This window comes from Cyanobium sp. BA5m-10 (genome assembly GCF_024346255.1).
GTDB lineage: Bacteria > Cyanobacteriota > Cyanobacteriia > PCC-6307 > Cyanobiaceae > Cyanobium_A > Cyanobium_A usitatum.
On sequence record NZ_JAGQCP010000001.1, the window covers coordinates 139,665 to 158,217 of the forward strand.

Sequence of the window (18,553 nt, forward strand, 5' to 3'; positions counted from 1 at the left end):
TCCCTCTTGGCGTTCCTTCCCGCCGCCGCGCTGATCTCCTAGGCTCAACTCATAGTCAATCCGCTTAAGCAATGACGGTTTCGGGGCTTTCAGTCGAAAACCTGGTGATCGTGGGTTCAGGGCCTGCTGGCTACACCGCCGCCATTTACGCCGCCCGGGCCAATCTCAGCCCTGTGCTGATCACGGGCTTCCAGGACGGTGGCATCCCTGGCGGTCAGCTGATGACCACCACCCACGTTGAGAACTTCCCCGGCTTTCCCGACGGGATCATGGGGCCGGAGCTGATGGACAAAATGAAGGCCCAGGCAGTCCGCTGGGGTACCCGTCTGATCGAGGCCGATGCCACGGCGATCGACCTATCCCAGCGGCCCTACCGCATCACTGCCGAAGGCCAAACCATTGAAACCCAGGCCGTGATCCTGGCCACCGGCGCCAGTGCCAACCGGCTAGGCCTGCCTAGTGAGGAGCGCTTCTGGAGCCAGGGGATCAGCGCCTGTGCGATCTGCGACGGCGCCACGCCCCAGTTTCGTCAAGCCGAACTGGCCGTGGTGGGTGGGGGCGATTCCGCCTGTGAGGAGGCTGTTTATCTGACCAAATACGGCAGCCAGGTGCACCTGATCGTGCGCGGCGAAAAGCTGAGGGCCAGTGGCGCCATGGCCGATCGGGTGCTCGCCAACCCCGCCATCACCGTGCATTGGAACCGCCAAGTGGCCGATGCCAGCGGTGGCGACTGGCTCGAAGCAATCACCCTCAGGGATCCCAGCAGCGGCGCCAGCGAGGAGCTGCCGGTTAAGGGCCTCTTCTACGCCATTGGCCACACCCCCAACACCCGCCTGGTGCAGGGCCAACTGGAGGTTGATAGCCACGGTTACCTGGCCACCCAGTCTGGCCGGCCCGAAACCAGCGCCGCCGGGGTCTACGCCGCTGGCGACGTGGCCGATGCGGAATGGCGTCAGGGCATCACCGCAGCAGGCAGTGGTTGCCAGGCTGCCCTGGCAGCTGAGCGCTGGCTCACCCATCACGACCTGGCCGTCACGGTGAGCCATGAACCAATAGAACCGGCCACCGTCGGCGAACCGGTGCGCACTGCCACCAGCGACGCCGACAACTACGACGCCGAAGCCCTATGGCAGAAGGGAGGTTTTGCCCTGCGCAAGCTCTATCACGACAGCAGCAAGCCCCTGCTGGTCGTCTACACCTCGCCGACCTGCGGTCCCTGCCACGTGCTTAAGCCCCAGCTCAAGCGCGTGCTCGATGAGCTGGGCGGAGCTGCCCAAGGCGTGGAGATCGACATCGAGGCCGAGCAAGAAATTGCCAGCCAAGCCGGTGTTACCGGTACCCCGACGGTGCAGCTGTTCATCAACAAGGAGCTCAAGCAGTCCTTTAAGGGCGTCAAACAGCGCAGCGAATTCAAAGCCGCGATTGAAGCCCTGCTAGCCGTTGCGGTCTGAGGCGTGCGCTTAACGCCGCCTAGGCCCACCAGGACGGTTGCCGCCGGGACGGGGGCCGGCGGCCGCGTTGCGCTCCCGATAGGTGATGCGGCCGCGGGTGAGGTCGTAGGGGCTGATCTCAACCAGCACCTTGTCACCCGCCAGCAGCTTGATCCTGAATTTGGTCAGCTTGCCTGCCGCCCGGCAGAGACATTGGTGACCAGCCGGCTGCTCCAGGGTCACCAGGTAAAACCCGTTTCCCTGTTCTTTTTCAATCACACCGGAGGTCTCGATCATGCGGGGGCGCTGTCTGGAGGTTCAATCGTTCCGAATAGCTTAATTGCCGCCCGACAGGCGATAGGGTCTGGCTCACTTGTGCCGTTTTGGCTCCACCATGGTTTTGCCGCCGCTTTCGTTGGATCTGGGGCTGCTGCTGATCTCCATTGGTGTGGTGAACCTCTGGAAAGCCCGTCAAGCCAGCTGAACCCAGGCCGCTGACCACCCTTCTTTTCCATAAGCCCTACGGGGTTTTAAGCCAGTTCACGCCAGAGGCCGGCTGTGACTGGGGTTGTTTGGCGGAGTTCATCCCTATTCCGCAGGTTTATGCCGCCGGCAGGCTCGATGCCGATAGCGAGGGATTGCTGCTGCTTACCAGCAATGGCCGCCTGCAGCAGCGCCTCACCGAGCCCCGCTTTGGCCACTGGCGCCGCTACTGGGTGCAGGTTGAAGGAGAGGCAGCTACCCACCCTGAGGCTTTGGAGCAGCTGCGCAGCGGCCTTTTGATTCAGGGGCAACGCACCCTGCCGGCTCGAGCCCAGGCGATCAGCGATCCATCCCTGCCCGAGCGCACCCCACCGATCCGTCAGCGGGCCGCGATTCCCACCAGCTGGCTGCAACTAGAGCTGCAAGAAGGCCGCAACCGTCAGGTGCGTCGCATGACGGCCGCCGTAAATCTGCCCACCCTGAGGTTGCTGCGGGTCGCCATCGACCTGATGGACGGCGCCGCCCCGCTCGAGCTCAATGGCCTGGCACCGGGGCAATGGCGCGAGGTGGACGAAGCCGAAAGTCAGCGCCTGGAGCGGCTGCTTAAGCCGTCGCGGGCCATGGGAAAAATCTCGCCTGGTCGGGTCTCACCTGGTCGGGGTGGCCGGGCCGGGGGAGGGAAATCAGGGCGGGGCGCTGGGGGCAGATAGGGCGGCTTAGCCGAGCACGTCCTTGAGCTCGCGCACGCTCTGCAACTGGCCGTAGTAGTAGTTCGCACGGGCCCGCCGGTCAGCATCATCGAGGCCATCGAAAGCATCGAAGCCCAGGGTTTGCCATAGCTCGTGGCCGCAGGCCCGATTGAGTTCTTCGGTGGCCTCCGCCTCAAGGTTGGCCAAGCGGCGCTGCAAGTTTTTGATCTGGGCAACAGACATTCACTCTCCCAAGCAACCAAATAATAGTACAGGCGAACTTGTGGCCGCGGTCGTAGGCGCCAAGGCCTAGAAGGGCAGCTTCTTCTTGGCTTCCTTATCGAGGTCAGTCTCCATCTCACGCAAGCGGCGCAGGATCGTGTCGTAGTACTCCTTGAGGTAGCCCTCCAAGCCGGTGGTTTCAGCCGGATCTAGCCCGAAGGCCTCGTAGCTGGCCTCCATTGGTGCATCGAGAGCTGAGCCCCCTCCGGTGACCGCTTCAAAAGCCAGCCGCTCGGCCACGTTGAGGCTGGCCTCAAAGAAGCCGGTCACAGAGCGCATCAGGCCCAGCAAGGCAGGCGGCACCCGGAAAGTGCGGGCCTCCTTACCCGTGAACCGCTCACACAACTGGGTGATTTCGCTGGTGGTCCAGGCCCGGGGACCTACCACTGGAAAAGCTTGGCGAATGGTTTGATCTCGCTCCAGAGCCGCTACGGCAAAGCGGGCCATGTCCTGGGTGTTCATGTAGGCGATTGGGGTGGGCGAGCCACTCACCCAAACCGTCTGACTTTCCAGCACGGGAATCGCAAACTGACTGATAACCCCCTGCATGAAGGCAACGCCGCGCAGGATTGTGTAATCAAGATCAGAGGCCATCAACCAGTCTTCGGCGCAGGCCTTGATGTCCATCAAGGGCACGTCGCGGTGCTGATGCGCATCTAGCAAGGACACAAACACCAGACGCTTCAGCGAAGCGGCCTGGCAGGCGGCAAATAAATTCTGGTTGCCTTTCCAGTCGATGTCGTAGGCGCTGGCTGAATCCGTGGCGCGGGCGGTAGCCGCATCTATTACTGCATCCTGACCTTCCAGGGCATAGGCGAGGCTTTCCGGCTCGAGCAGGTCGCCGCGGGTGAGCTCGCAGCCCCATTCCTGCAGGAAAGCGGCCTTACGGGGGGAGCGCACCATGCATCGCACCTGATGGCCTGCATCGAGGGCACGGCGGGCAACTTGCCGGCCCAGGGTGCCCGTTCCGCCAACCACCAAAACCTGCATTAGCAACCTTCAAGCGGGCCCGAGCCTAGGTGTCCGACGGGTCGAGCCGGGAGCAGGGGGTTCTGACTGGCCTTTGGGGCTTAGTCGTTGTCGGCCAGCTTCAACAGCAGGGCTCCGCCGGCAAGACCAACGGGAATGAGTATCCAAAACAAAGCTGCGGTACCGAAAATTTCAGCAGCCATGGCGAAGTAAGAGGAAGTCCATCCTATTTAGCAGTGCCAGTGGCCATTCCAACCAACTGAGCGGCGGTCTGCAGGATCTCGCCCCAGGCTGCATCGCTGCGCAGCTGACCCGGCATCACCCCACTGACCTGGGCCGACCAGCCCCCCTCCCGCAGGGCCGCCACCAGGCTGAGCAGCGGTGGCGCCCCTCCCTTAAGGCGGCGCGCGATCTCGGCCATCGGCCAGCAGCGGGCCGGTAGTCCCCTATCAGCAAGCAGACGGGCAAGCAGGCGAGCCCCCTCCGTACTGAGGTTTGCCCCTTGATCAACCTCAGCGAACGCCTGCATTTCAGCCAGCAGCTCAGGCTCCTGCAACGGGCCGATCCACAGAGGACCGCTGATCGCCAGCGGCGCAATCTCGCCGGCAGGGCAATGGCAGGGGAGCCACTGACGTATGCGAATCAACGGCTGCACCTGCTGATCGCCGCAGCCATGGCAGTGGGCCAGCATGCCGAGGTGATGCTCCTCCCCTGGCTCGCTGCGGCGGCGCAGGCGCACCGCGCTGCGAAAGGTGCGCCCTTCACTGAAGCTAAAAAGGGGCTCGATGCCCCGGCCCAAGGCCCAGGCCGCTCGAGCCACGCTGCCAAGTTGCAGGCGCAGGGCCAGCTCCCAGCTAGCGGGATGGGCCCGGGCCGCCGCCCCCAGCAACCGGATCGCAGCCGGGCGGTCGTGGCCGGTGGGGGAGCGGCCATCGGTGCTGGCTAGGTAAAGCACACCGCCGAAGGACACCGCCTCCAGCGCTAGGGGCAGCAGGGCCGTGGGGCAGCCAAAGCCATCCAGGTCTAGGAGCTCGAAACGCTCCTGGCGCTGCAGGCAATCCGCCAGCAGGTGCTGGGCAGTAAGGGCGCTGCAACGCAAACCCGCCAGAGATGCCAGGTTTTCACGCATCAAAGGCAGCCGATCCGGATCAGCATCGTTAGCCCACACCGCCTCGGCTCCGGCCTCCAGGCCATAGCGCAAGGCCCGGATGCCGCAGCCGGCCATGGCATCGAGCACCCGCAAGGGCCCACGGGCCGCCAGCGTGCGGGCGAGCAGCACCCCCAGATCCCGAGAAGGACGCGACTCCGGCCTAAAAAAACCGGCACCGGGCAACAGGCGAGCCCGTCCTTCGCAATAGTGAGCGTCGGTGTGCTGGCTCAGGAGATCAACCGTGGCTGCAACAGTCCAGCCTGCACCTCCACCCGCGGCGGACGGCAGCTCAGGGGCGGAGTGGGGCATACACGCCGATTGGCTCTGGCGAGGCGAGCGCTGCCACTGGCGGGTGCTGGGGGAAGAAAATGCCCCGGCCCTGCTGCTTGTGCATGGCTTCGCCGCCGGCAGCGGCCACTGGCGCCGCAATGCTGCGGTGCTGGCTGCAGCCGGCTGGCGGGTTTATGGCATTGATTTAATCGGCTTCGGCGCCTCAAGCCAGCCGTCCCTGCGACTGGACAACCGCCTCTGGGCAAGGCAGCTGCAGGCCTTTCTCGAGCAGGTGGTGCAGGGGCCAGCCGTGCTGGTAGGCCATTCCCTCGGCGGCCTGGTGGCCCTCAGCTGTGCCGTGTTTTCTCCCCAGCTGGTGCGAGCAGTCGTGGCAGCCCCCCTACCCGACCCAACCTTGCTGCTGGCCGGCAGCGGCAGCCCACCCCGCCGCCGGCCCTGGCAACGCCGGCTGCAGCGCTGGCTCGTGACCCTGCTCTGCCGGCTGCTACCCCTGGAGCTACTGGTGCCCCTGATTGCCCACTCGCCCCTGCTGGATTTAGGCATTCAGTCGGCCTACAGCGAAGCAGTGATCGGCGACAGGGACCTGCACCGGCTGATTGCCAGGCCAGCCCGGCGGCCTGGAGCGGTGCGGGCCCTGCGGGCGATGAGCATCGCCATGGCCCTCCGTCCCTACGGAGCAACCGCCCCAGCCCTGCTGCGCAGGCTGGGGCGTCCCCTGCTGTTGATCTGGGGGCAGCGCGACCGACTGGTGCCCGTTCAGGTGGCCCAGCAGGTGCGGCGACTGCGGCCCGAGCTTCCCCTCACGGTGCTGCCTGGCAGTGGTCACTGTCCCCATGACGAACATGCCGACGCCTTTAATGCCGCCTTACTTCAATGGCTTGACCAATTGCCAGCCGCCGAGACCCTTTCTGGGCCTGGGCGGTAACTTGGAATGCAGCCAGCGCCACGGGTCCCTCAGGAGATGAAACACACCCTTTCGGTGTTGGTGGAAGACGAATCCGGTGCCCTCAGCCGCATTTCCGGCCTATTCGCCCGCCGCGGCTTCAACATTGAAAGCCTGGCGGTGGGTCCCGCTGAAAAGGCCGGCATCTCCAGGCTCACCATGGTGGTCGCAGGCGACGATCACACCCTCGAGCAGATGACAAAGCAGCTCGACAAGCTGGTCAACGTGCTGGGGGTGATTGATCTATCCCACATACCTGCCGTGGAGCGGGAACTGATGCTGCTGAAGGTGTCGGCTCCTGCCGAAACCCGCAGCGCCATCCTGGATCTGGTGCAGGTGTTCCGCGCCAATGTGGTCGACGTGGCCGATGACGCCTTGACGCTTGAGGTGGTGGGCGATCCGGGCAAGCTCGTCGCCCTCGAACAAGTGATGGAGAGCTACGGCATCCTTGAAATCGCCCGCACCGGCAAGGTGGCATTGGAGCGGGCTTCGGGCGTCAACACGGCTTTCCTGAAGGTCACCGCATCCAGCAAGCGGGTACCCGCCTAGGGATTTCCCTTCACCAACTTCCCGCCCGACACCAGCGTGGCTTTGACGATCTTGTCGCCCTGGCGGATCTGGTCGACCACCTCCATGCCTTTACTCACCCTGCCGAAGACGGCGTAGCGGCCATCCAGTTCAGGCAAGGCCTGCAGGGCTACGTAGAACTGGGCGCTGGCGGAGTTGGGATCGGCGGAACGGGCCATGGCAACAGCTCCGCGTTGATGGGCCAAAGACAGTTGGCGGGTAGCTCCTGGGGCCGTCACAGGCTCGCCATAGCGCGGCTCTGGTTCGTCGCTGCGCTTGATCTCCAAGGGAATCAGACGGGGTATTCCCGTGGCTGGATCCACAAAACTGCCCAGGCCGTGCTGGCTGGCTGGCACCTTTGGATCAGCGCTGGTGGGGTCGCCGCCCTGCACCACAAAAGGAACTGGCTCGCGCACAACTCGATGAAAAGCGGTGCCGTTGTAGATGCCACGCTGAACTAGATCAACGAAATTGCCCGCCGTCAGCGGCGCGGCAGCACCATCTAGCTGCAGCTGCACCTCACCCTTGCTGGTCTGCAGTGCGACTGTGGCCGTACCGCTGAGGCAGGGGGTGCTGGCGGTGCTGCAACCCACAGGGCTGCTGCCACCATCAGCCGCACAGGCGACCAGAGATAGGGGCGCTAGCAACAACAAACCACCCAGGAGCCAGCGACTCCACCAGTTGCCAGTCATCAAATTGCCAGTCTTCAGATTGGCATTCATCAAACCCCCTCCAGCGGCACGCCCAAAAAGCGGGCAAGTTGGGCGCCAGACAACTCCAGATCGGCCAAGGGCATGGGCTCGCCAACCCTGGTCAAGGGCATATCCCGCCTGCCCTGCACCTTGAGGGCCAGGCGACGCCGAGGATTAAGGCCATCACGCACCTCTACCTTCACAGCCTGAATCTCCCGCAAGGGGATATCCACCGTGATCTCTTGGCGAAAGCCGCGGCGACTAATAGTTGCCACACCAGCATCCCGATCAAAGCGGTTGCTACCCGCGCCAACGTCGATGCCAATCACAACCCAGAGGTAGGCACACAGCGCCATGGCGGCCAGCCCATAGAGCCCCATGACCAACCCCTGGGGCAGCCAAGCCAGCTCGGCGGGGTGGCCGATCGGCAGCAGGTCGGTGCCGAGATAGCTGGAGACACTGGTGAGTAGGAAGCCGATCCCGCCAGTGGTCACCACCAAGGCAACCAACACATTGGAAAGGCGCCTTGAGCCCAGCACCGGCAGCTCAAGCAAGGGGGCAGGAGCCTGGGGGGAGGCCATGACCTGGAGCAAGGAATGGCGCCATCCTGACCGGTCGTCGGGGGAGCTGGGCTGATCAAGACCAAGCGCTCAGAAGTGAAGCAAAAGACAGTCAGAAATCAGCTGCGAAAGCCCAGCGAGAGGAAGCCATGTCAGCCCGTTTCAACCGGTCTCGCGATCCGCTTCAGCGTTGTTACGATCGCCCGGTAATCCCACAGCCTCCGCGGGTTTCCCGCACCGTTTCATCATCATGACGATCGCTGTAGGGCGCGCGCCAGCAGCACGGGGATGGTTCGACGTCCTCGATGACTGGCTCAAGCGCGACCGCTTCGTATTTGTGGGGTGGTCTGGTCTGCTCCTGTTCCCCACGGCCTATCTGGCCCTGGGTGGCTGGCTCACCGGCACCACCTTTGTCACTTCCTGGTACACCCACGGAATTGCCAGCTCCTACCTAGAAGGCTGCAACTTCCTTACCGCCGCCGTCAGCACTCCTGCTGATGCCATGGGTCACAGCTTGCTGTTGCTCTGGGGCCCAGAAGCCCAAGGCGACTTCGTGCGCTGGTGTCAGCTCGGTGGCCTCTGGCCCTTCGTTGCCCTGCACGGCGCCTTCGCCCTGATCGGCTTCATGCTGCGTCAGTTCGAGATTGCCCGCTTGGTTGGCATCCGTCCTTACAACGCCATCGCCTTCTCCGGCCCGATTGCGGTGTTCGTCAGTGTCTTCCTGATGTATCCGCTGGGTCAGAGCAGCTGGTTCTTTGCTCCCTCCTTTGGAGTGGCGGCAATCTTCCGTTTCCTGCTCTTCCTGCAGGGCTTCCACAACTGGACGCTCAACCCCTTCCACATGATGGGAGTGGCCGGCATCCTTGGCGGTGCCCTGCTGTGCGCCATCCACGGCGCCACGGTTGAGAACACCCTGTTTGAGGACTCCGATCAGTCGAACACCTTCAAGGCGTTCGAGCCCACCCAGGAAGAAGAGACCTATTCAATGGTCACCGCCAACCGCTTCTGGAGCCAGATCTTCGGGATCGCTTTCTCCAACAAGCGCTGGCTGCACTTCTTCATGCTGTTTGTGCCGGTGATGGGTCTTTGGACCAGCAGCATCGGCATCATCGGATTGGCCCTCAACCTGCGCGCCTATGACTTCGTGTCACAGGAGATCCGCGCCGCTGAGGACCCCGAATTTGAAACCTTCTACACCAAGAACATCTTGCTGAATGAAGGTCTGCGTGCCTGGATGGCACCGGCTGACCAGCCGCATGAAAACTTCGTCTTCCCTGAAGAGGTTCTGCCCCGTGGAAACGCCCTTTAATTCCAATCTGGTGGTCGGGGGCAAAGACCTCGACTCCACCGGCTATGCCTGGTGGGCGGGCAATGCCCGCCTGATCAACCTCTCCGGTCGCCTACTCGGCGCCCACGTCGCCCACGCTGGCCTGATGGTCTTCTGGGCTGGGGCCATGATGCTTTTCGAGGTGAGTCACTTCACCTTCGATAAGCCCATGTACGAGCAGGGGCTAATCCTGTTCCCCCACGTAGCCACCCTGGGTTACGGCGTTGGTCCTGGCGGTGAGGTCACCGATCTCTATCCGTTCTTTGTCGTTGGTGTGTTGCACCTGATCAGCTCGGCCGTGCTCGGCCTTGGTGGTCTGTATCACGCCCTGCGTGGTCCAGAAGTGCTGGAGAACTACTCCACCTTCTTCTCCCAGGATTGGCGCGACAAGAATCAGATGACCAACATCATTGGTTATCACCTGATTCTTCTCGGCGTCGGCGCCCTGCTGCTGGTCTTCAAGGCCATGTTCTTTGGCGGTGTTTATGACACCTGGGCACCGGGCGGTGGCGATGTGCGCATCATCACCAACCCAACCCTCAGCCCCGGTGTGATCTTCGGTTATCTCACCCGCGCACCCTTTGGTGGCGAGGGCTGGATCATCGGGGTCAACTCGATGGAAGACATCATCGGCGGTCACATCTGGATCGGCCTGATCTGCATCTTCGGAGGCATCTGGCACGCAATCACCAAGCCGTTCGGCTGGGTGCGTCGCGCCTTCATCTGGAATGGTGAGGCCTACTTGAGCTATAGCCTCGGCGCCCTGAGCTTTATGAGCTTCATCGCCTCGGCTTATATCTGGTTCAACAACACCGCCTATCCCTCGGAGTTTTACGGCCCCACAAACGCCGAATCCTCCCAGGCCCAGAGCTTCACCTTCCTGGTGCGTGACCAGCGCCTCGGCGCCAACATCGGTTCGGCCATGGGCCCCACCGGTCTGGGTAAGTACCTGATGCGCTCACCCACAGGCGAGATCATCTTCGGTGGTGAAACCATGCGCTTCTGGGACTTCCGCGGTCCCTGGCTGGAGCCCCTGCGCGGCCCCAACGGCCTGAGCCTGGACAAACTCCAGAACGACATTCAGCCCTGGCAAGTGCGCCGCGCGGCTGAATACATGACCCACGCTCCGAACGCCTCCCTGAACTCCGTTGGCGGCATCATCACCGAGCCCAACTCGGTGAACTTCGTGAACATCCGCCAATGGCTGGCGTCCACGCAGTTTGTCCTCGCCTTCTTCTTCCTGGTCGGCCACCTGTGGCATGCAGGTCGCGCTCGCGCTGCTGCTGCTGGTTTCGAGAAGGGCATTGATCGCAAGGCAGAGCCCACCTTGGCTATGCCGGATCTGGATTGATCACAAAGTGATCGTTGCTGGCCCCCGCTTTCGAGCGGGGGCTTTTTTGTTGCCGCCCCGCCCCTATCTGCCTAGCTTTCGGAGAAATAAGACCTTTGTTAATGGCCCGCCATTCAGTTCAAAACCTGAGCTCAAGATCACGGCTATTGGAGGCTGTTCTGGTGGCAACTGGTCTGAATATGGTTCCTTTACTGGCCCAGCCAGCCCAGGCCCAAGGAGCTATCACCTCTCCTGCTGCAGGTGTGATCTGCGACCAAGCTGGACCCACCTGCTACGACAAGCAAGGACCTTCCATCGGCCTGACCCAGACCTACTTCGGCAGCATCGCTGCCAACCGTCTTAGCTCCGAGCTGGGCAACCGTCCCCAAGCCAATGACTTCCGACTGAGCAACGGAGCTGTTTGCGACTCGCGAGCGGCCACCTGCTGGAGTGATGGCTGGCAGAGGGCCCAAATGGCTCCCAACCTCACCCAGCAACTATTCGGCTCACTCCCAACAACAGCAAATCAATCCGGCGGCGGTCTCCAGGGTTTGCAAACCCCCCGTGCCGGAATCGTCTGCGACCCCGGCAGCAGTCCTGTCTGCTACGACCAGTCCGGCCTATCCCTTGGACTAACGCGGGAGTACTTCGGATCCTTTGCCGAGCAAACCGCCCTGCGCAACCTCGCCGGCCAAGCACCGCCACGTCAATTTCGGCTCAGCAACGGCAGCGCCTGTGATCTCAACGCTCGCACCTGCTGGAGCGATGGCTGGAACCGTCAGCAGGTGAATGTTGCTCTCTCCAACCAACTATTCGGAAGTGCGAATGGGACTGGCGCTGGCGGTGCCAGCACCCAGACCCGAGCGGCCCAATGCCGCATGACCCGCTGGTTTAAATCCCTGTACAACGGCAACTGTGAACTGCGGGAAAACCGCACTGGCAAGGGACGACTCCTAGAGGTGAGTCTTCAAGACGGCAACATTTACAGCGTTAGCAAGCCCAGGGGCGGCGGCTACCAGCTCAGCGATGTCAAGGGCAACTCCTGGCCAGTCAATGTCAATGACCAGGGCCGCAGTGTCATCTTCACCTGGTCTGATCGGGTACTCACCGTGACACCCACTGCTGCCCCCACTAACGGCAATAGCTTCGGCCAGCTGCTCAACAACTTGATGGGGCCTTGAGCCATCGCCTCAGCAACGGCAGGCTCAGGCCGATCACGTTGCTGAAGCAACCTTCAATCCGCTCCACCAGCAGCCCTCCACGCCCCTCCAAGGCAAAGCCACCGGCACATTGGAGGGGTTCGCCACTGGCTACATAGGCGTCGATCTCCGCCGAGCTGAGTAGAGCGAACTGCACGCGGGTCACTACCGCGGCCAAAAGGGGCCCGCCATCAGCTGCTTCTTGATTGCAAGGCAGGAGGCAATGGCCGGTGATCAACTCACCCCAACCGCCTGCCATCTGCAACCAGCGCTGCCGAGCTTCGCCAGCGTCAGCGGGCTTGCCATAAACCTCACCGTTGAAAACCAGCAGCGAATCGCAGCCAAGCACCCTGGAGCCCTGGGGCAGTTGTTGTGCCACGGCTTCGGCTTTGGCCCGGGCCAGCCGCTGCACGAGCTGGGCGGGATCGGGATCGCTGATCGACTCCTCATCAACGCCACTCACCTGCACCTGATGAGCGATGCCGGCCTGCTCCAGCAGGCGCCGGCGAGCTGGGGAGGCGGAGGCGAGCACGAGCATGGGGTCAGGGAGAATCCTTCTATGCAACACCGGGAAGCCGCCGCGATCGACCCCCTGCTTCAAAACAAACGCTCCCTGTCCAGGGCCAGCCAGGCAATGCGCTGCCTGCCATTTAGGCGGGCGTTTTACGTGGAGGTGAGCGATCGGGCTCTCAGCGGCGGCGAGCTCTGCCGCCGGAACGACCTCCAGAGCCTTTGCCAGGGAGCACCGACGGCCGATCGGGTTGAAGCCCACTGGATCTGGCTGATCCAGCTCGGGGTGCTGCGGCGGGAAGTTGATGGCCAGGGCCTCACCGAGCGGGTGCGGCTCACGCCCATGGGACGCGAAGTTTTGGCCCAATGGCCTGGCGAGATTCCCGGCGCCAGTGGACTTGATCGCCTGCTGCACGGGTTGCGCCGCCACCGGCCGCGTCTATGAGCGCAAAAGCTGCTCAGCCGGCCCCAGCCGCACCCACCCCCCTGATGGTGCTTGGCACCAGTAGCGGGGCTGGCAAGTCGCTGATGACCGCTGCCCTCTGCCGGGTGCTGCGCCGTCGCGGCGAAACGCCCCTGCCCTTCAAGGGGCAGAACATGAGCAACAACGCCTGGGTTGATCAGGACGGCGGCGAAATGGCCTACTCCCAGGCGCTGCAGGCCTGGGCCGCCGGACTGGAGCCCCACCACAGCATGAATCCGGTGCTGCTCAAGCCCCAGGGCGACTCCACCAGCGAGCTGATCCATCTGGGCCAGTCGGTGGGGCTGGCCCGCGCTGAGCACTACTACCGCGACTGGTTCCGGCCAGGCTGGGCGGCCATTCGCGCCGGCCTGAGCGAGCTGCAGGCGGCCCATCCGGGGGGGCGCCTAGTGCTGGAGGGAGCTGGCAGCCCGGTGGAGGTAAACCTGCAATCCCGCGACCTCACAAATTTGCGCTTAGCCCAATTTCTGCGGGCCCGCTGCATCCTTGTGGCCGACATCGAGCGCGGTGGCGTTTTTGCCCAATTGGTGGGTACCTTGGCGCTGCTGCGGCCGGTGGAGCGGCCCCTAATCCGCGGCCTGCTGATCAACCGCTTCCGCGGCCGGCGTGAGCTGTTTGACGAGGGGCGCCGCTGGTTGGAGGCCCACACCGGCATCCCCGTGCTGGGGGTGATGCCCTGGCTAGACGAGCTATTTCCGCCAGAAGACTCCCTCGATCTGCTGGAGCGCCGCGGCCGCAAAAGCAGCGCCGAGCTGGAGATCGCCGTGCTGCGCCTGCCATCACTGAGCAATTTCTCAGACCTCGATCCCCTCGAGGCCGAACCAAGCGTGCAGCTGCGCTGGCTCACGCCGGGGGAACCATTGGGGCGCCCCGATGCGGTAATAGTGCCGGGCAGCAAGCAGACCCTGAGGGATCTGGCGGCCCTGCAGCGAGCTGGGCTGGGGCAGGAGCTGCGCAGCTACGTCGCCGGCGGGGGGCAGGTGTTTGGTATTTGCGGCGGCCTACAGCTTCTGGGCCGGGAGCTACTGGATCCGCAGGGCCTTGAGGGCGGTGATTGCACCGCCGGGCAAGTGGTGGCCGGCCTGGATCTGCTGCCGCTACGCACCCGCTTCGGCGGCCGCAAGGCCCTGCGCCAGCGCCAAAGCACGGCCCGCTGGCCCGGCGAGGGCTTGAGCCTGGAGGGATTCGAACTGCATCGCGGCCTCAGCAGCCCCATCGAAACTGCCGGCCCCCTGCAGCCCCTCGCCACCGATCCCGACCTGGGCCATTGGTACAGCTTTGGCGAAGCGGGTGGTCTGGTGGCTGGCACCTACCTGCATGGGGTATTCGAAAGCGGGCCCTGGCGGCGCCGTTGGCTCAACCAACTTCGCCAGCGTCGCGGCCTGGCTGCCCTGCCGGAGAACCCGCCCCACCACAGCCGGCAGCGAGACGCCCTCCTAGAGCGACTCGCTGATGCCTTTGAGGCCCACGTAGACCTCGCCCCCCTGCTGAGCCCCTAAATGGCCGACTCCTCCACCAGCATCCACTGGCCCAACGGCCACACCAGCAGCTGCAAAGCCGGGTGTGACTGGCTGGTGGCAGCCCAGGCCGCAGGCTTTCTGATCCCCACGGGCTGCCTGGGCGGCAGTTGCGGCGCCTGCGAGATCGAAGTCAACGGCCAGGTGGTGCGGGCCTGCATTGCCACGGTGCCCGCCAGCCGCTCCGGCTCTCTGACGGTGGAGCTAGCCAGCGACCCCTACTGGTGACTGGCTGGGCTCAGGACTGACTGGGCTTAGGACTGCCTGGGCTCAGGACTGAATCAGGCCTCCACCGAGCAGCACCTCACCGGCGTAGAACACCGCCGCCTGACCAGGCGTGATCGAAAACTGCTCCTCGGCAAACTCCAACCGCACCCGGTGGGGCCGCAGGGCTGCGCTATCGGCGTCGGTGGCGGGCAAGGGAATCAGTCGGGCCGGCTCGGGTGCACTGCGGTAACGCACCTGCACCTCCAGCTCCATGGGCGCCGTAGGTGGCTCGATCGACACCCAATTCACCGCCCCCACCAACGCTTCGCCCCGGGCCGCCCCAGCGCGGGGAGCCACCACCACCTGGTTCATCGCCCCATCGAGTCGCACCACATGCAGTGGCTCGCTCCAGGCCACCCCCAGGCCCTTGCGCTGGCCGATCGTGAAATGCTCAATGCCGTCGTGCTCGCCCACCACCGTGCCATCGGTAAGCACGATCTGACCCTGGCGCGGCGGCAGGTAGGCATCGAGAAAGGCCTTCATCGAGCCGTGGTGATCGGCCAGGCATAGATCCTGACTCTCGGGCTTCTGGGCCGTACGCAGGCCATGGCGCTCCGCCTCCAGCCGCGTGTCTGCCTTGGTGAGCTCGCCGAGGGGAAACACCAACCGGCCCAGGGCCTCCTGGGGTAGGTCGTAGAGGAAGTAGCTCTGATCCTTCTGGCCATCTAAGCCGCGCAACAACTGGTGACGGCCGTTGTCGCTGCTGGCGCCATGGCGCACCCGGGCGTAATGGCCCGTGGCGAGCCGGCCGATGCTCCGCTCGCTTTCAGCCCACTGGAGCATCGGCCCAAATTTCACCTCCCGATTGCAGCGAGAGCAAGGCAGCGGCGTAACGCCGGCCTGATAACCCTGCACCAGAAAATCAACGATCTGGGCCTGGAAGTGCTCGCGAAAATCCACCACGTGGTGGGGCACCCCTAGTTGCTCGCAGATGCCGGCGGCATCCACCAGGCCCTCGGCGCAGCAGGCACCCTTGCCACTCATCAGCCACAAGGTGAGGCCCTCCACCTGCCAGCCCGCCTCCACCAGCAGGGCTGCCGTCAAGGAGCTGTCAACGCCGCCTGAGAGGCCCACCGCAACGCGATGCTCCCCGGGCCAGGCCCGCAGCCGCTCTAAAGCGGCCTGGCCAGCGGGCGTAGAGGCAGGCGGAACAAAAGCGGAAGAAGCCACTGGAGCAGGCAAAGCGCAGACAGCTGACGGGAGTACTCCCATCATGAAACCCAGATGACTTAAAGGGGTTGGGAGAGCCGTCCGCAGTAGCCCCTTGGCCGGAACGCAATAGCAGCCACCTGCTGGTCAACAGCGCCCAGATGGCAGCGCTGGAGGAGCAACTCTTCGCCAGCGGCCTGCCGGTGGAAGCCCTGATGGAGAAGGCCGCCCTGGCGGTGAGTCGGCTGCTGCTGGAGCAGCACGGCGAGCGGCTGGGGCGCCATGGGGCTCTGGTGCTGGTGGGGCCAGGCCACAACGGCGGGGATGGGCTGGTGATCGCCCGGTGACTGCACCTGGCTGGCATCTCAACGGCCATCTGGAGCCCGTTTGGGCGCCACAAGCCGCTCAGCGCCGCCCACCTACGCCACGCCCTTTGGCTTGGCATTCCCCGGCTGGAGTCAAGCCCCGATCCCAGCGGTGCCGCCCTCTGGATCGATGCCCTGCTGGGCATCGGCCAGCGGCGAGCACCTGGAGAAGCGATCGAAGCCCTGCTGCACCAGCGCCAGCGCCAGCGGCCACATGGGCTAGTGGCGATTGATGTACCCACGGGCCTCTGCGCCGACAGCGGCCAGGCCACCGGCTCATACACGGCCCAGGCCATCAGCACCTATGCAATCGGCCTCATCAAGACCGGCCTGGTTCAAGACGCGGCCCTAGAGGCTGTGGGGTCGCTGCACTGGGTCGACCTGGGCCTGCCGCCATCGCTGCTGCAGGAGCTTCCCCTCAAAGTGCCCCTGGCTCTGGCGGAGCGGGATCTGGCGGCAAGACCTAAACCCAAATTCAACCCGGCGGCATCGAAATATCAGCGCGGCCGACTGCTGGTGGTAGCGGGCAGCGATACCTATCGGGGTGCCGCCAGCCTGGCCCTGGCCGGCGCCAGCAGCAGCGGCTGCGGCAGTATTCGTGCCGCCCTGCCCGAGGCCCTGGCCGGCACCATCTGGCAGCAACACCCACAGGTAGTGGTGAGCCTCGATCCCCCGGCCGAACTCGATCCCCAGCGGCTGGATGCCCTGCTGGTCGGGCCCGGCCTGGGCGAGGCCAACTGCTGGCCCAATCCGCCGAGTTGGAGTGAGCTGCTGAGCTGGCGAGGGCTGCTGGTGCTTGATGCAGAAGGCCTCAACCGCCTGGCGGGGCCAGTGAGTCAAGGGCTCGGTCTGCAGGCAAGCCGCTGGCTCCAGCAGCGACAGGGGCCTACCTGGATTACCCCCCACCCCGACGAATTCGCCCGCCTCTTTCCCGAGCTCGCCGGCAGCACCGCCCTGGAGGCGGCCGCCCAGGCGGCCATGAGCAGTGGGGCCTGCGTATTGCTCAAAGGGGCCCGCAGCATCGTGGCGGCCCCGGATGGTCGCCGCTGGCAATTGCTCGAAGCCAGCCCCGGTAGTGCCAGAACAGGACTCGGAGACGTGCTGGCCGGCTACGCCGCCGGCCTGGGAGCGAAGGCCCTGGCCGCCAGCGGCAACGCCGACGCCGCTTGGCTCGCCGCGGCAGCACTGGCCCACGCCCAGACTGGGCGACGGGGGGAAACTCCGAGAGCGGTTTCACACCAATGCAGGTGGCAGAAAACCTGGCTCAGCTGTGTTTATCACAACACGGAAATCAGTAAATGTCAGGCCAGGACAGGGCTGCTTCTGTGTTGTTTTGCAAGTGAAAGCTAAAGGGTTGCTGAAAACACTCTCATATAGCCGAATTTGCCTCGATAGTCGACTCCTTCGATAGGCGTACCAATGACCTCATCCCCGACGAGGGTCAGCGAAAGCAGCCGCCGTAGAAGTAGCGACCCGATTACTTGGTACCTGGCCACGATCGGGCGGGAGCCCCTGTTGACGCCAGCTGAAGAGATCGAACTCGGCAATCAGGTGCAAACAATGATGCGCCTCACGGAGGAGGGAGATCGGGAGCTCAGCGACTTGGAAAAGAAATTGATGCGCATCGGCAAGCGCTCTAAGCAGCGCATGATGAAGGCCAATTTGCGCTTAGTCGTAAGTGTTGCCAAAAAATATCAATGCAAGGGTCTGGAGCTGCTCGACTTGATCCAGGAAGGTTCACTGGGACTGGAGCGGGCTGTTGAGAAATTTGATCCCACCCGTGGTTATAAGTTTTCGACCTATGCCTTCTGGTGGATTCGCCAGAGCATGACCCGAGCGATCGCTTGCCAGTCGCGCACGATTCGACTGCCGGTGCATCTCAGCGAGCGCCTCACCGCCATTCGCAAGGTGAGCCTCGACCTTGCCCACAAGCTCGGCGCCATGCCCAGCCGCCAGGAGATCGCCGAGGCCATGGCCATGCCGATCGAAGAGCTTGATGGCCTGTTGCGCCAGTCCCTCACCACCTCGAGCCTGGATGCGCCAGTAAACGGTGATGAAGGCCGCAGCTTCCTGGGCGATCTGATCGCCGATTCCTCCGAGGAGGAGCCCCTCGACCGGGTGGAGCGCGGCATCCATCAAGAGCAGCTAGGGCGCTGGCTGAGCCATTTGAGCGACCAGGAGCGCCAGGTGCTGCAACTGCGCTTCGGGCTGGAAGGAGAGGAGCGTCAAACCCTGGCGGAGATCGGCCGGCGGCTCGATGTGTCCCGGGAGAGAGTGCGCCAGGTAGAACTCAAAGCTCTACGCAAGCTGCGCAATCTCACCCGCCGCACCCCCACGACGCTTTAGGGCACG

At 64.0% G+C, this 18,553-nt stretch carries 21 protein-coding genes and 1 pseudogene; 13 read left to right on the forward strand and 9 right to left on the reverse strand.

What is annotated here, in order from left to right; genetic code table 11:
- The first annotated feature begins 71 nt into the window (after nt 1-71).
- On the forward strand, nt 72-1,451 hold the full coding sequence (trxB, locus tag KBY85_RS00815) for a thioredoxin-disulfide reductase (RefSeq protein WP_254959682.1): 1,380 nt from the start codon (nt 72-74) through the stop codon (nt 1,449-1,451).
- Between the two features lie 9 nt (nt 1,452-1,460).
- Here trxB and infA read toward each other — a convergent pair whose 3' ends face one another.
- Entirely contained in the window at nt 1,461-1,727 is a 267-nt protein-coding gene (infA, locus tag KBY85_RS00820) for a translation initiation factor IF-1 (protein ID WP_094560946.1), read from the reverse strand.
- 197 nt (nt 1,728-1,924) lie between these two features.
- On the opposite strand from infA, the gene KBY85_RS00825 reads away from it, so the two are divergent.
- Nucleotides 1,925-2,623 (forward strand): pseudouridine synthase, encoded by a 699-nt coding sequence (locus KBY85_RS00825; RefSeq protein ID WP_254959754.1) that lies wholly within the window; start codon nt 1,925-1,927, stop codon nt 2,621-2,623.
- 6 nt (nt 2,624-2,629) lie between these two features.
- Here the strand turns inward: KBY85_RS00825 and KBY85_RS00830 are convergent, their stop codons facing one another.
- The 4 genes from KBY85_RS00830 to KBY85_RS00845 form a co-directional block, all read right to left on the reverse strand.
- On the reverse strand, nt 2,630-2,845 hold the full coding sequence (locus tag KBY85_RS00830) for a hypothetical protein (protein ID WP_254936629.1): 216 nt from the start codon (nt 2,843-2,845) through the stop codon (nt 2,630-2,632).
- Between the two features lie 66 nt (nt 2,846-2,911).
- Entirely contained in the window at nt 2,912-3,874 is a 963-nt protein-coding gene (locus KBY85_RS00835; protein WP_254959683.1) for an NAD(P)H-binding protein, read from the reverse strand.
- A gap of 80 nt (nt 3,875-3,954) precedes the next feature.
- The gene (petM, locus tag KBY85_RS00840) at nt 3,955-4,056 is read right to left on the reverse strand and encodes a cytochrome b6-f complex subunit PetM (protein ID WP_106633132.1); all 102 of its coding nucleotides are present in this window, start codon (nt 4,054-4,056) and stop codon (nt 3,955-3,957) included.
- A 23-nt stretch (nt 4,057-4,079) separates the two neighbouring features.
- Nucleotides 4,080-5,132 (reverse strand): N2,N2-dimethylguanosine tRNA methyltransferase, encoded by a 1,053-nt coding sequence (locus tag KBY85_RS00845; RefSeq protein WP_396121788.1) that lies wholly within the window; start codon nt 5,130-5,132, stop codon nt 4,080-4,082.
- Between the two features lie 112 nt (nt 5,133-5,244).
- Here KBY85_RS00845 and KBY85_RS00850 point away from each other — a divergent pair, with 112 nt between their 5' ends.
- Together KBY85_RS00850 and ilvN are read left to right on the forward strand one after the other, a co-directional pair.
- A complete protein-coding gene (locus tag KBY85_RS00850; protein ID WP_254959684.1) occupies nt 5,245-6,219 on the forward strand; it encodes an alpha/beta fold hydrolase in 975 nt (324 codons plus the stop codon).
- Between the two features lie 36 nt (nt 6,220-6,255).
- Nucleotides 6,256-6,786, forward strand: a complete 531-nt coding sequence (ilvN, locus tag KBY85_RS00855) for an acetolactate synthase small subunit (protein ID WP_106633134.1) — start codon at nt 6,256-6,258, stop codon at nt 6,784-6,786.
- Here ilvN and KBY85_RS00860 read toward each other — a convergent pair.
- Both KBY85_RS00860 and KBY85_RS00865 read right to left on the reverse strand, forming a co-directional pair.
- The gene (locus tag KBY85_RS00860; RefSeq protein WP_396121789.1) at nt 6,783-7,526 is read right to left on the reverse strand and encodes a peptidylprolyl isomerase; all 744 of its coding nucleotides are present in this window, start codon (nt 7,524-7,526) and stop codon (nt 6,783-6,785) included. The genes ilvN and KBY85_RS00860 overlap by 4 nt on opposite strands.
- A complete protein-coding gene (locus KBY85_RS00865) occupies nt 7,526-8,077 on the reverse strand; it encodes a photosystem I assembly protein Ycf4 (RefSeq protein WP_254942912.1) in 552 nt (183 codons plus the stop codon). Before KBY85_RS00865 ends, KBY85_RS00860 begins: the two co-directional genes overlap by 1 nt.
- A 229-nt stretch (nt 8,078-8,306) precedes the next feature.
- On the opposite strand from KBY85_RS00865, the gene psbD reads away from it, so the two are divergent.
- The 3 genes from psbD (at nt 8,307) to KBY85_RS00880 (ending at nt 11,894) form a co-directional block, all read left to right on the forward strand.
- Nucleotides 8,307-9,365, forward strand: coding sequence for a photosystem II D2 protein (photosystem q(a) protein) (gene psbD, locus KBY85_RS00870; RefSeq protein ID WP_254959685.1), 1,059 nt, complete (start codon nt 8,307-8,309; stop codon nt 9,363-9,365).
- Complete coding sequence (psbC, locus tag KBY85_RS00875) at nt 9,313-10,734, forward strand: photosystem II reaction center protein CP43 (RefSeq protein ID WP_261354064.1); 1,422 nt, start codon at nt 9,313-9,315, stop codon at nt 10,732-10,734. Before psbD ends, psbC begins: the two co-directional genes overlap by 53 nt.
- Nucleotides 10,735-10,895: 161 nt before the next feature.
- Nucleotides 10,896-11,894 (forward strand): YcgJ family protein, encoded by a 999-nt coding sequence (locus tag KBY85_RS00880; RefSeq protein WP_254959686.1) that lies wholly within the window; start codon nt 10,896-10,898, stop codon nt 11,892-11,894.
- Here the strand turns inward: KBY85_RS00880 and KBY85_RS00885 are convergent.
- Nucleotides 11,872-12,450 carry a nucleoside triphosphate pyrophosphatase gene (locus KBY85_RS00885; RefSeq protein WP_254959687.1) on the reverse strand — a complete coding sequence of 193 codons (579 nt, stop codon included), beginning with the start codon at nt 12,448-12,450 and terminating at the stop codon, nt 11,872-11,874. The two genes, KBY85_RS00880 and KBY85_RS00885, sit on opposite strands and share 23 nt — an antisense overlap.
- Nucleotides 12,451-12,471: 21 nt before the next feature.
- Between KBY85_RS00885 and KBY85_RS00890 the strand changes: the two genes are divergently transcribed.
- Genes KBY85_RS00890 through KBY85_RS00900 form a run of 3 tightly spaced genes read left to right on the forward strand, consistent with a single transcriptional unit; the run spans nt 12,472 to nt 14,648 of the window.
- Nucleotides 12,472-12,867 (forward strand): Npun_F0494 family protein, encoded by a 396-nt coding sequence (locus KBY85_RS00890; protein WP_254959688.1) that lies wholly within the window; start codon nt 12,472-12,474, stop codon nt 12,865-12,867.
- Between the two features lie 44 nt (nt 12,868-12,911).
- Entirely contained in the window at nt 12,912-14,402 is a 1,491-nt protein-coding gene (locus KBY85_RS00895) for a cobyric acid synthase (protein WP_254959757.1), read from the forward strand.
- Nucleotides 14,403-14,648 carry a 2Fe-2S iron-sulfur cluster-binding protein gene (locus tag KBY85_RS00900; protein WP_254959689.1) on the forward strand — a complete coding sequence of 82 codons (246 nt, stop codon included), beginning with the start codon at nt 14,403-14,405 and terminating at the stop codon, nt 14,646-14,648. It abuts the gene before it with no gap.
- Between the two features lie 42 nt (nt 14,649-14,690).
- Here the strand turns inward: KBY85_RS00900 and mnmA are convergent, their stop codons facing one another.
- Nucleotides 14,691-15,794: a tRNA 2-thiouridine(34) synthase MnmA gene (gene mnmA, locus KBY85_RS00905; RefSeq protein ID WP_396121791.1), complete on the reverse strand. Its 1,104-nt coding sequence runs from the start codon at nt 15,792-15,794 to the stop codon at nt 14,691-14,693.
- A 257-nt stretch (nt 15,795-16,051) separates the two neighbouring features.
- On the opposite strand from mnmA, the pseudogene KBY85_RS00910 reads away from it, so the two are divergent.
- From KBY85_RS00910 to KBY85_RS00920, 3 genes and pseudogenes are all read left to right on the forward strand, one after another.
- A pseudogene (locus KBY85_RS00910) lies at nt 16,052-16,471 on the forward strand (NAD(P)H-hydrate epimerase); the annotation flags it as partial.
- Nucleotides 16,472-16,717: 246 nt separating this feature from the next.
- Nucleotides 16,718-17,551, forward strand: a complete 834-nt coding sequence (locus KBY85_RS00915) for an ADP/ATP-dependent (S)-NAD(P)H-hydrate dehydratase (protein ID WP_254959758.1) — start codon at nt 16,718-16,720, stop codon at nt 17,549-17,551.
- 69 nt (nt 17,552-17,620) lie between these two features.
- Nucleotides 17,621-18,547 carry a sigma-70 family RNA polymerase sigma factor gene (locus KBY85_RS00920; protein WP_254959691.1) on the forward strand — a complete coding sequence of 309 codons (927 nt, stop codon included), beginning with the start codon at nt 17,621-17,623 and terminating at the stop codon, nt 18,545-18,547.
- The last annotated feature ends 6 nt before the right edge of the window (nt 18,548-18,553 follow it).

Excerpts from the sequence above, each read along its gene's own strand:
- trxB (WP_254959682.1), top strand. The coding sequence starts at position 72 with ATGACGGTTTCGGGGCTTTCAGTCGAAAACCTGGTGATCGTGGGTTCA.
- infA (WP_094560946.1), bottom strand. The coding sequence starts at position 1,727 with ATGATCGAGACCTCCGGTGTGATTGAAAAAGAACAGGGAAACGGGTTT.
- KBY85_RS00830 (WP_254936629.1), bottom strand. The coding sequence starts at position 2,845 with ATGTCTGTTGCCCAGATCAAAAACTTGCAGCGCCGCTTGGCCAACCTT.
- KBY85_RS00835 (WP_254959683.1), bottom strand. The coding sequence starts at position 3,874 with ATGCAGGTTTTGGTGGTTGGCGGAACGGGCACCCTGGGCCGGCAAGTT.
- petM (WP_106633132.1), bottom strand. The coding sequence starts at position 4,056 with ATGGCTGCTGAAATTTTCGGTACCGCAGCTTTGTTTTGGATACTCATT.
- ilvN (WP_106633134.1), top strand. The coding sequence starts at position 6,256 with ATGAAACACACCCTTTCGGTGTTGGTGGAAGACGAATCCGGTGCCCTC.
- KBY85_RS00860 (WP_396121789.1), bottom strand. The coding sequence starts at position 7,526 with ATGAATGCCAATCTGAAGACTGGCAATTTGATGACTGGCAACTGGTGG.
- KBY85_RS00865 (WP_254942912.1), bottom strand. The coding sequence starts at position 8,077 with ATGGCCTCCCCCCAGGCTCCTGCCCCCTTGCTTGAGCTGCCGGTGCTG.
- psbD (WP_254959685.1), top strand. The coding sequence starts at position 8,307 with ATGACGATCGCTGTAGGGCGCGCGCCAGCAGCACGGGGATGGTTCGAC.
- psbC (WP_261354064.1), top strand. The coding sequence starts at position 9,313 with ATGAAAACTTCGTCTTCCCTGAAGAGGTTCTGCCCCGTGGAAACGCCC.
- KBY85_RS00885 (WP_254959687.1), bottom strand. The coding sequence starts at position 12,450 with ATGCTCGTGCTCGCCTCCGCCTCCCCAGCTCGCCGGCGCCTGCTGGAG.
- KBY85_RS00890 (WP_254959688.1), top strand. The coding sequence starts at position 12,472 with ATGCAACACCGGGAAGCCGCCGCGATCGACCCCCTGCTTCAAAACAAA.
- KBY85_RS00895 (WP_254959757.1), top strand. The coding sequence starts at position 12,912 with ATGGTGCTTGGCACCAGTAGCGGGGCTGGCAAGTCGCTGATGACCGCT.
- KBY85_RS00900 (WP_254959689.1), top strand. The coding sequence starts at position 14,403 with ATGGCCGACTCCTCCACCAGCATCCACTGGCCCAACGGCCACACCAGC.
- KBY85_RS00920 (WP_254959691.1), top strand. The coding sequence starts at position 17,621 with ATGACCTCATCCCCGACGAGGGTCAGCGAAAGCAGCCGCCGTAGAAGT.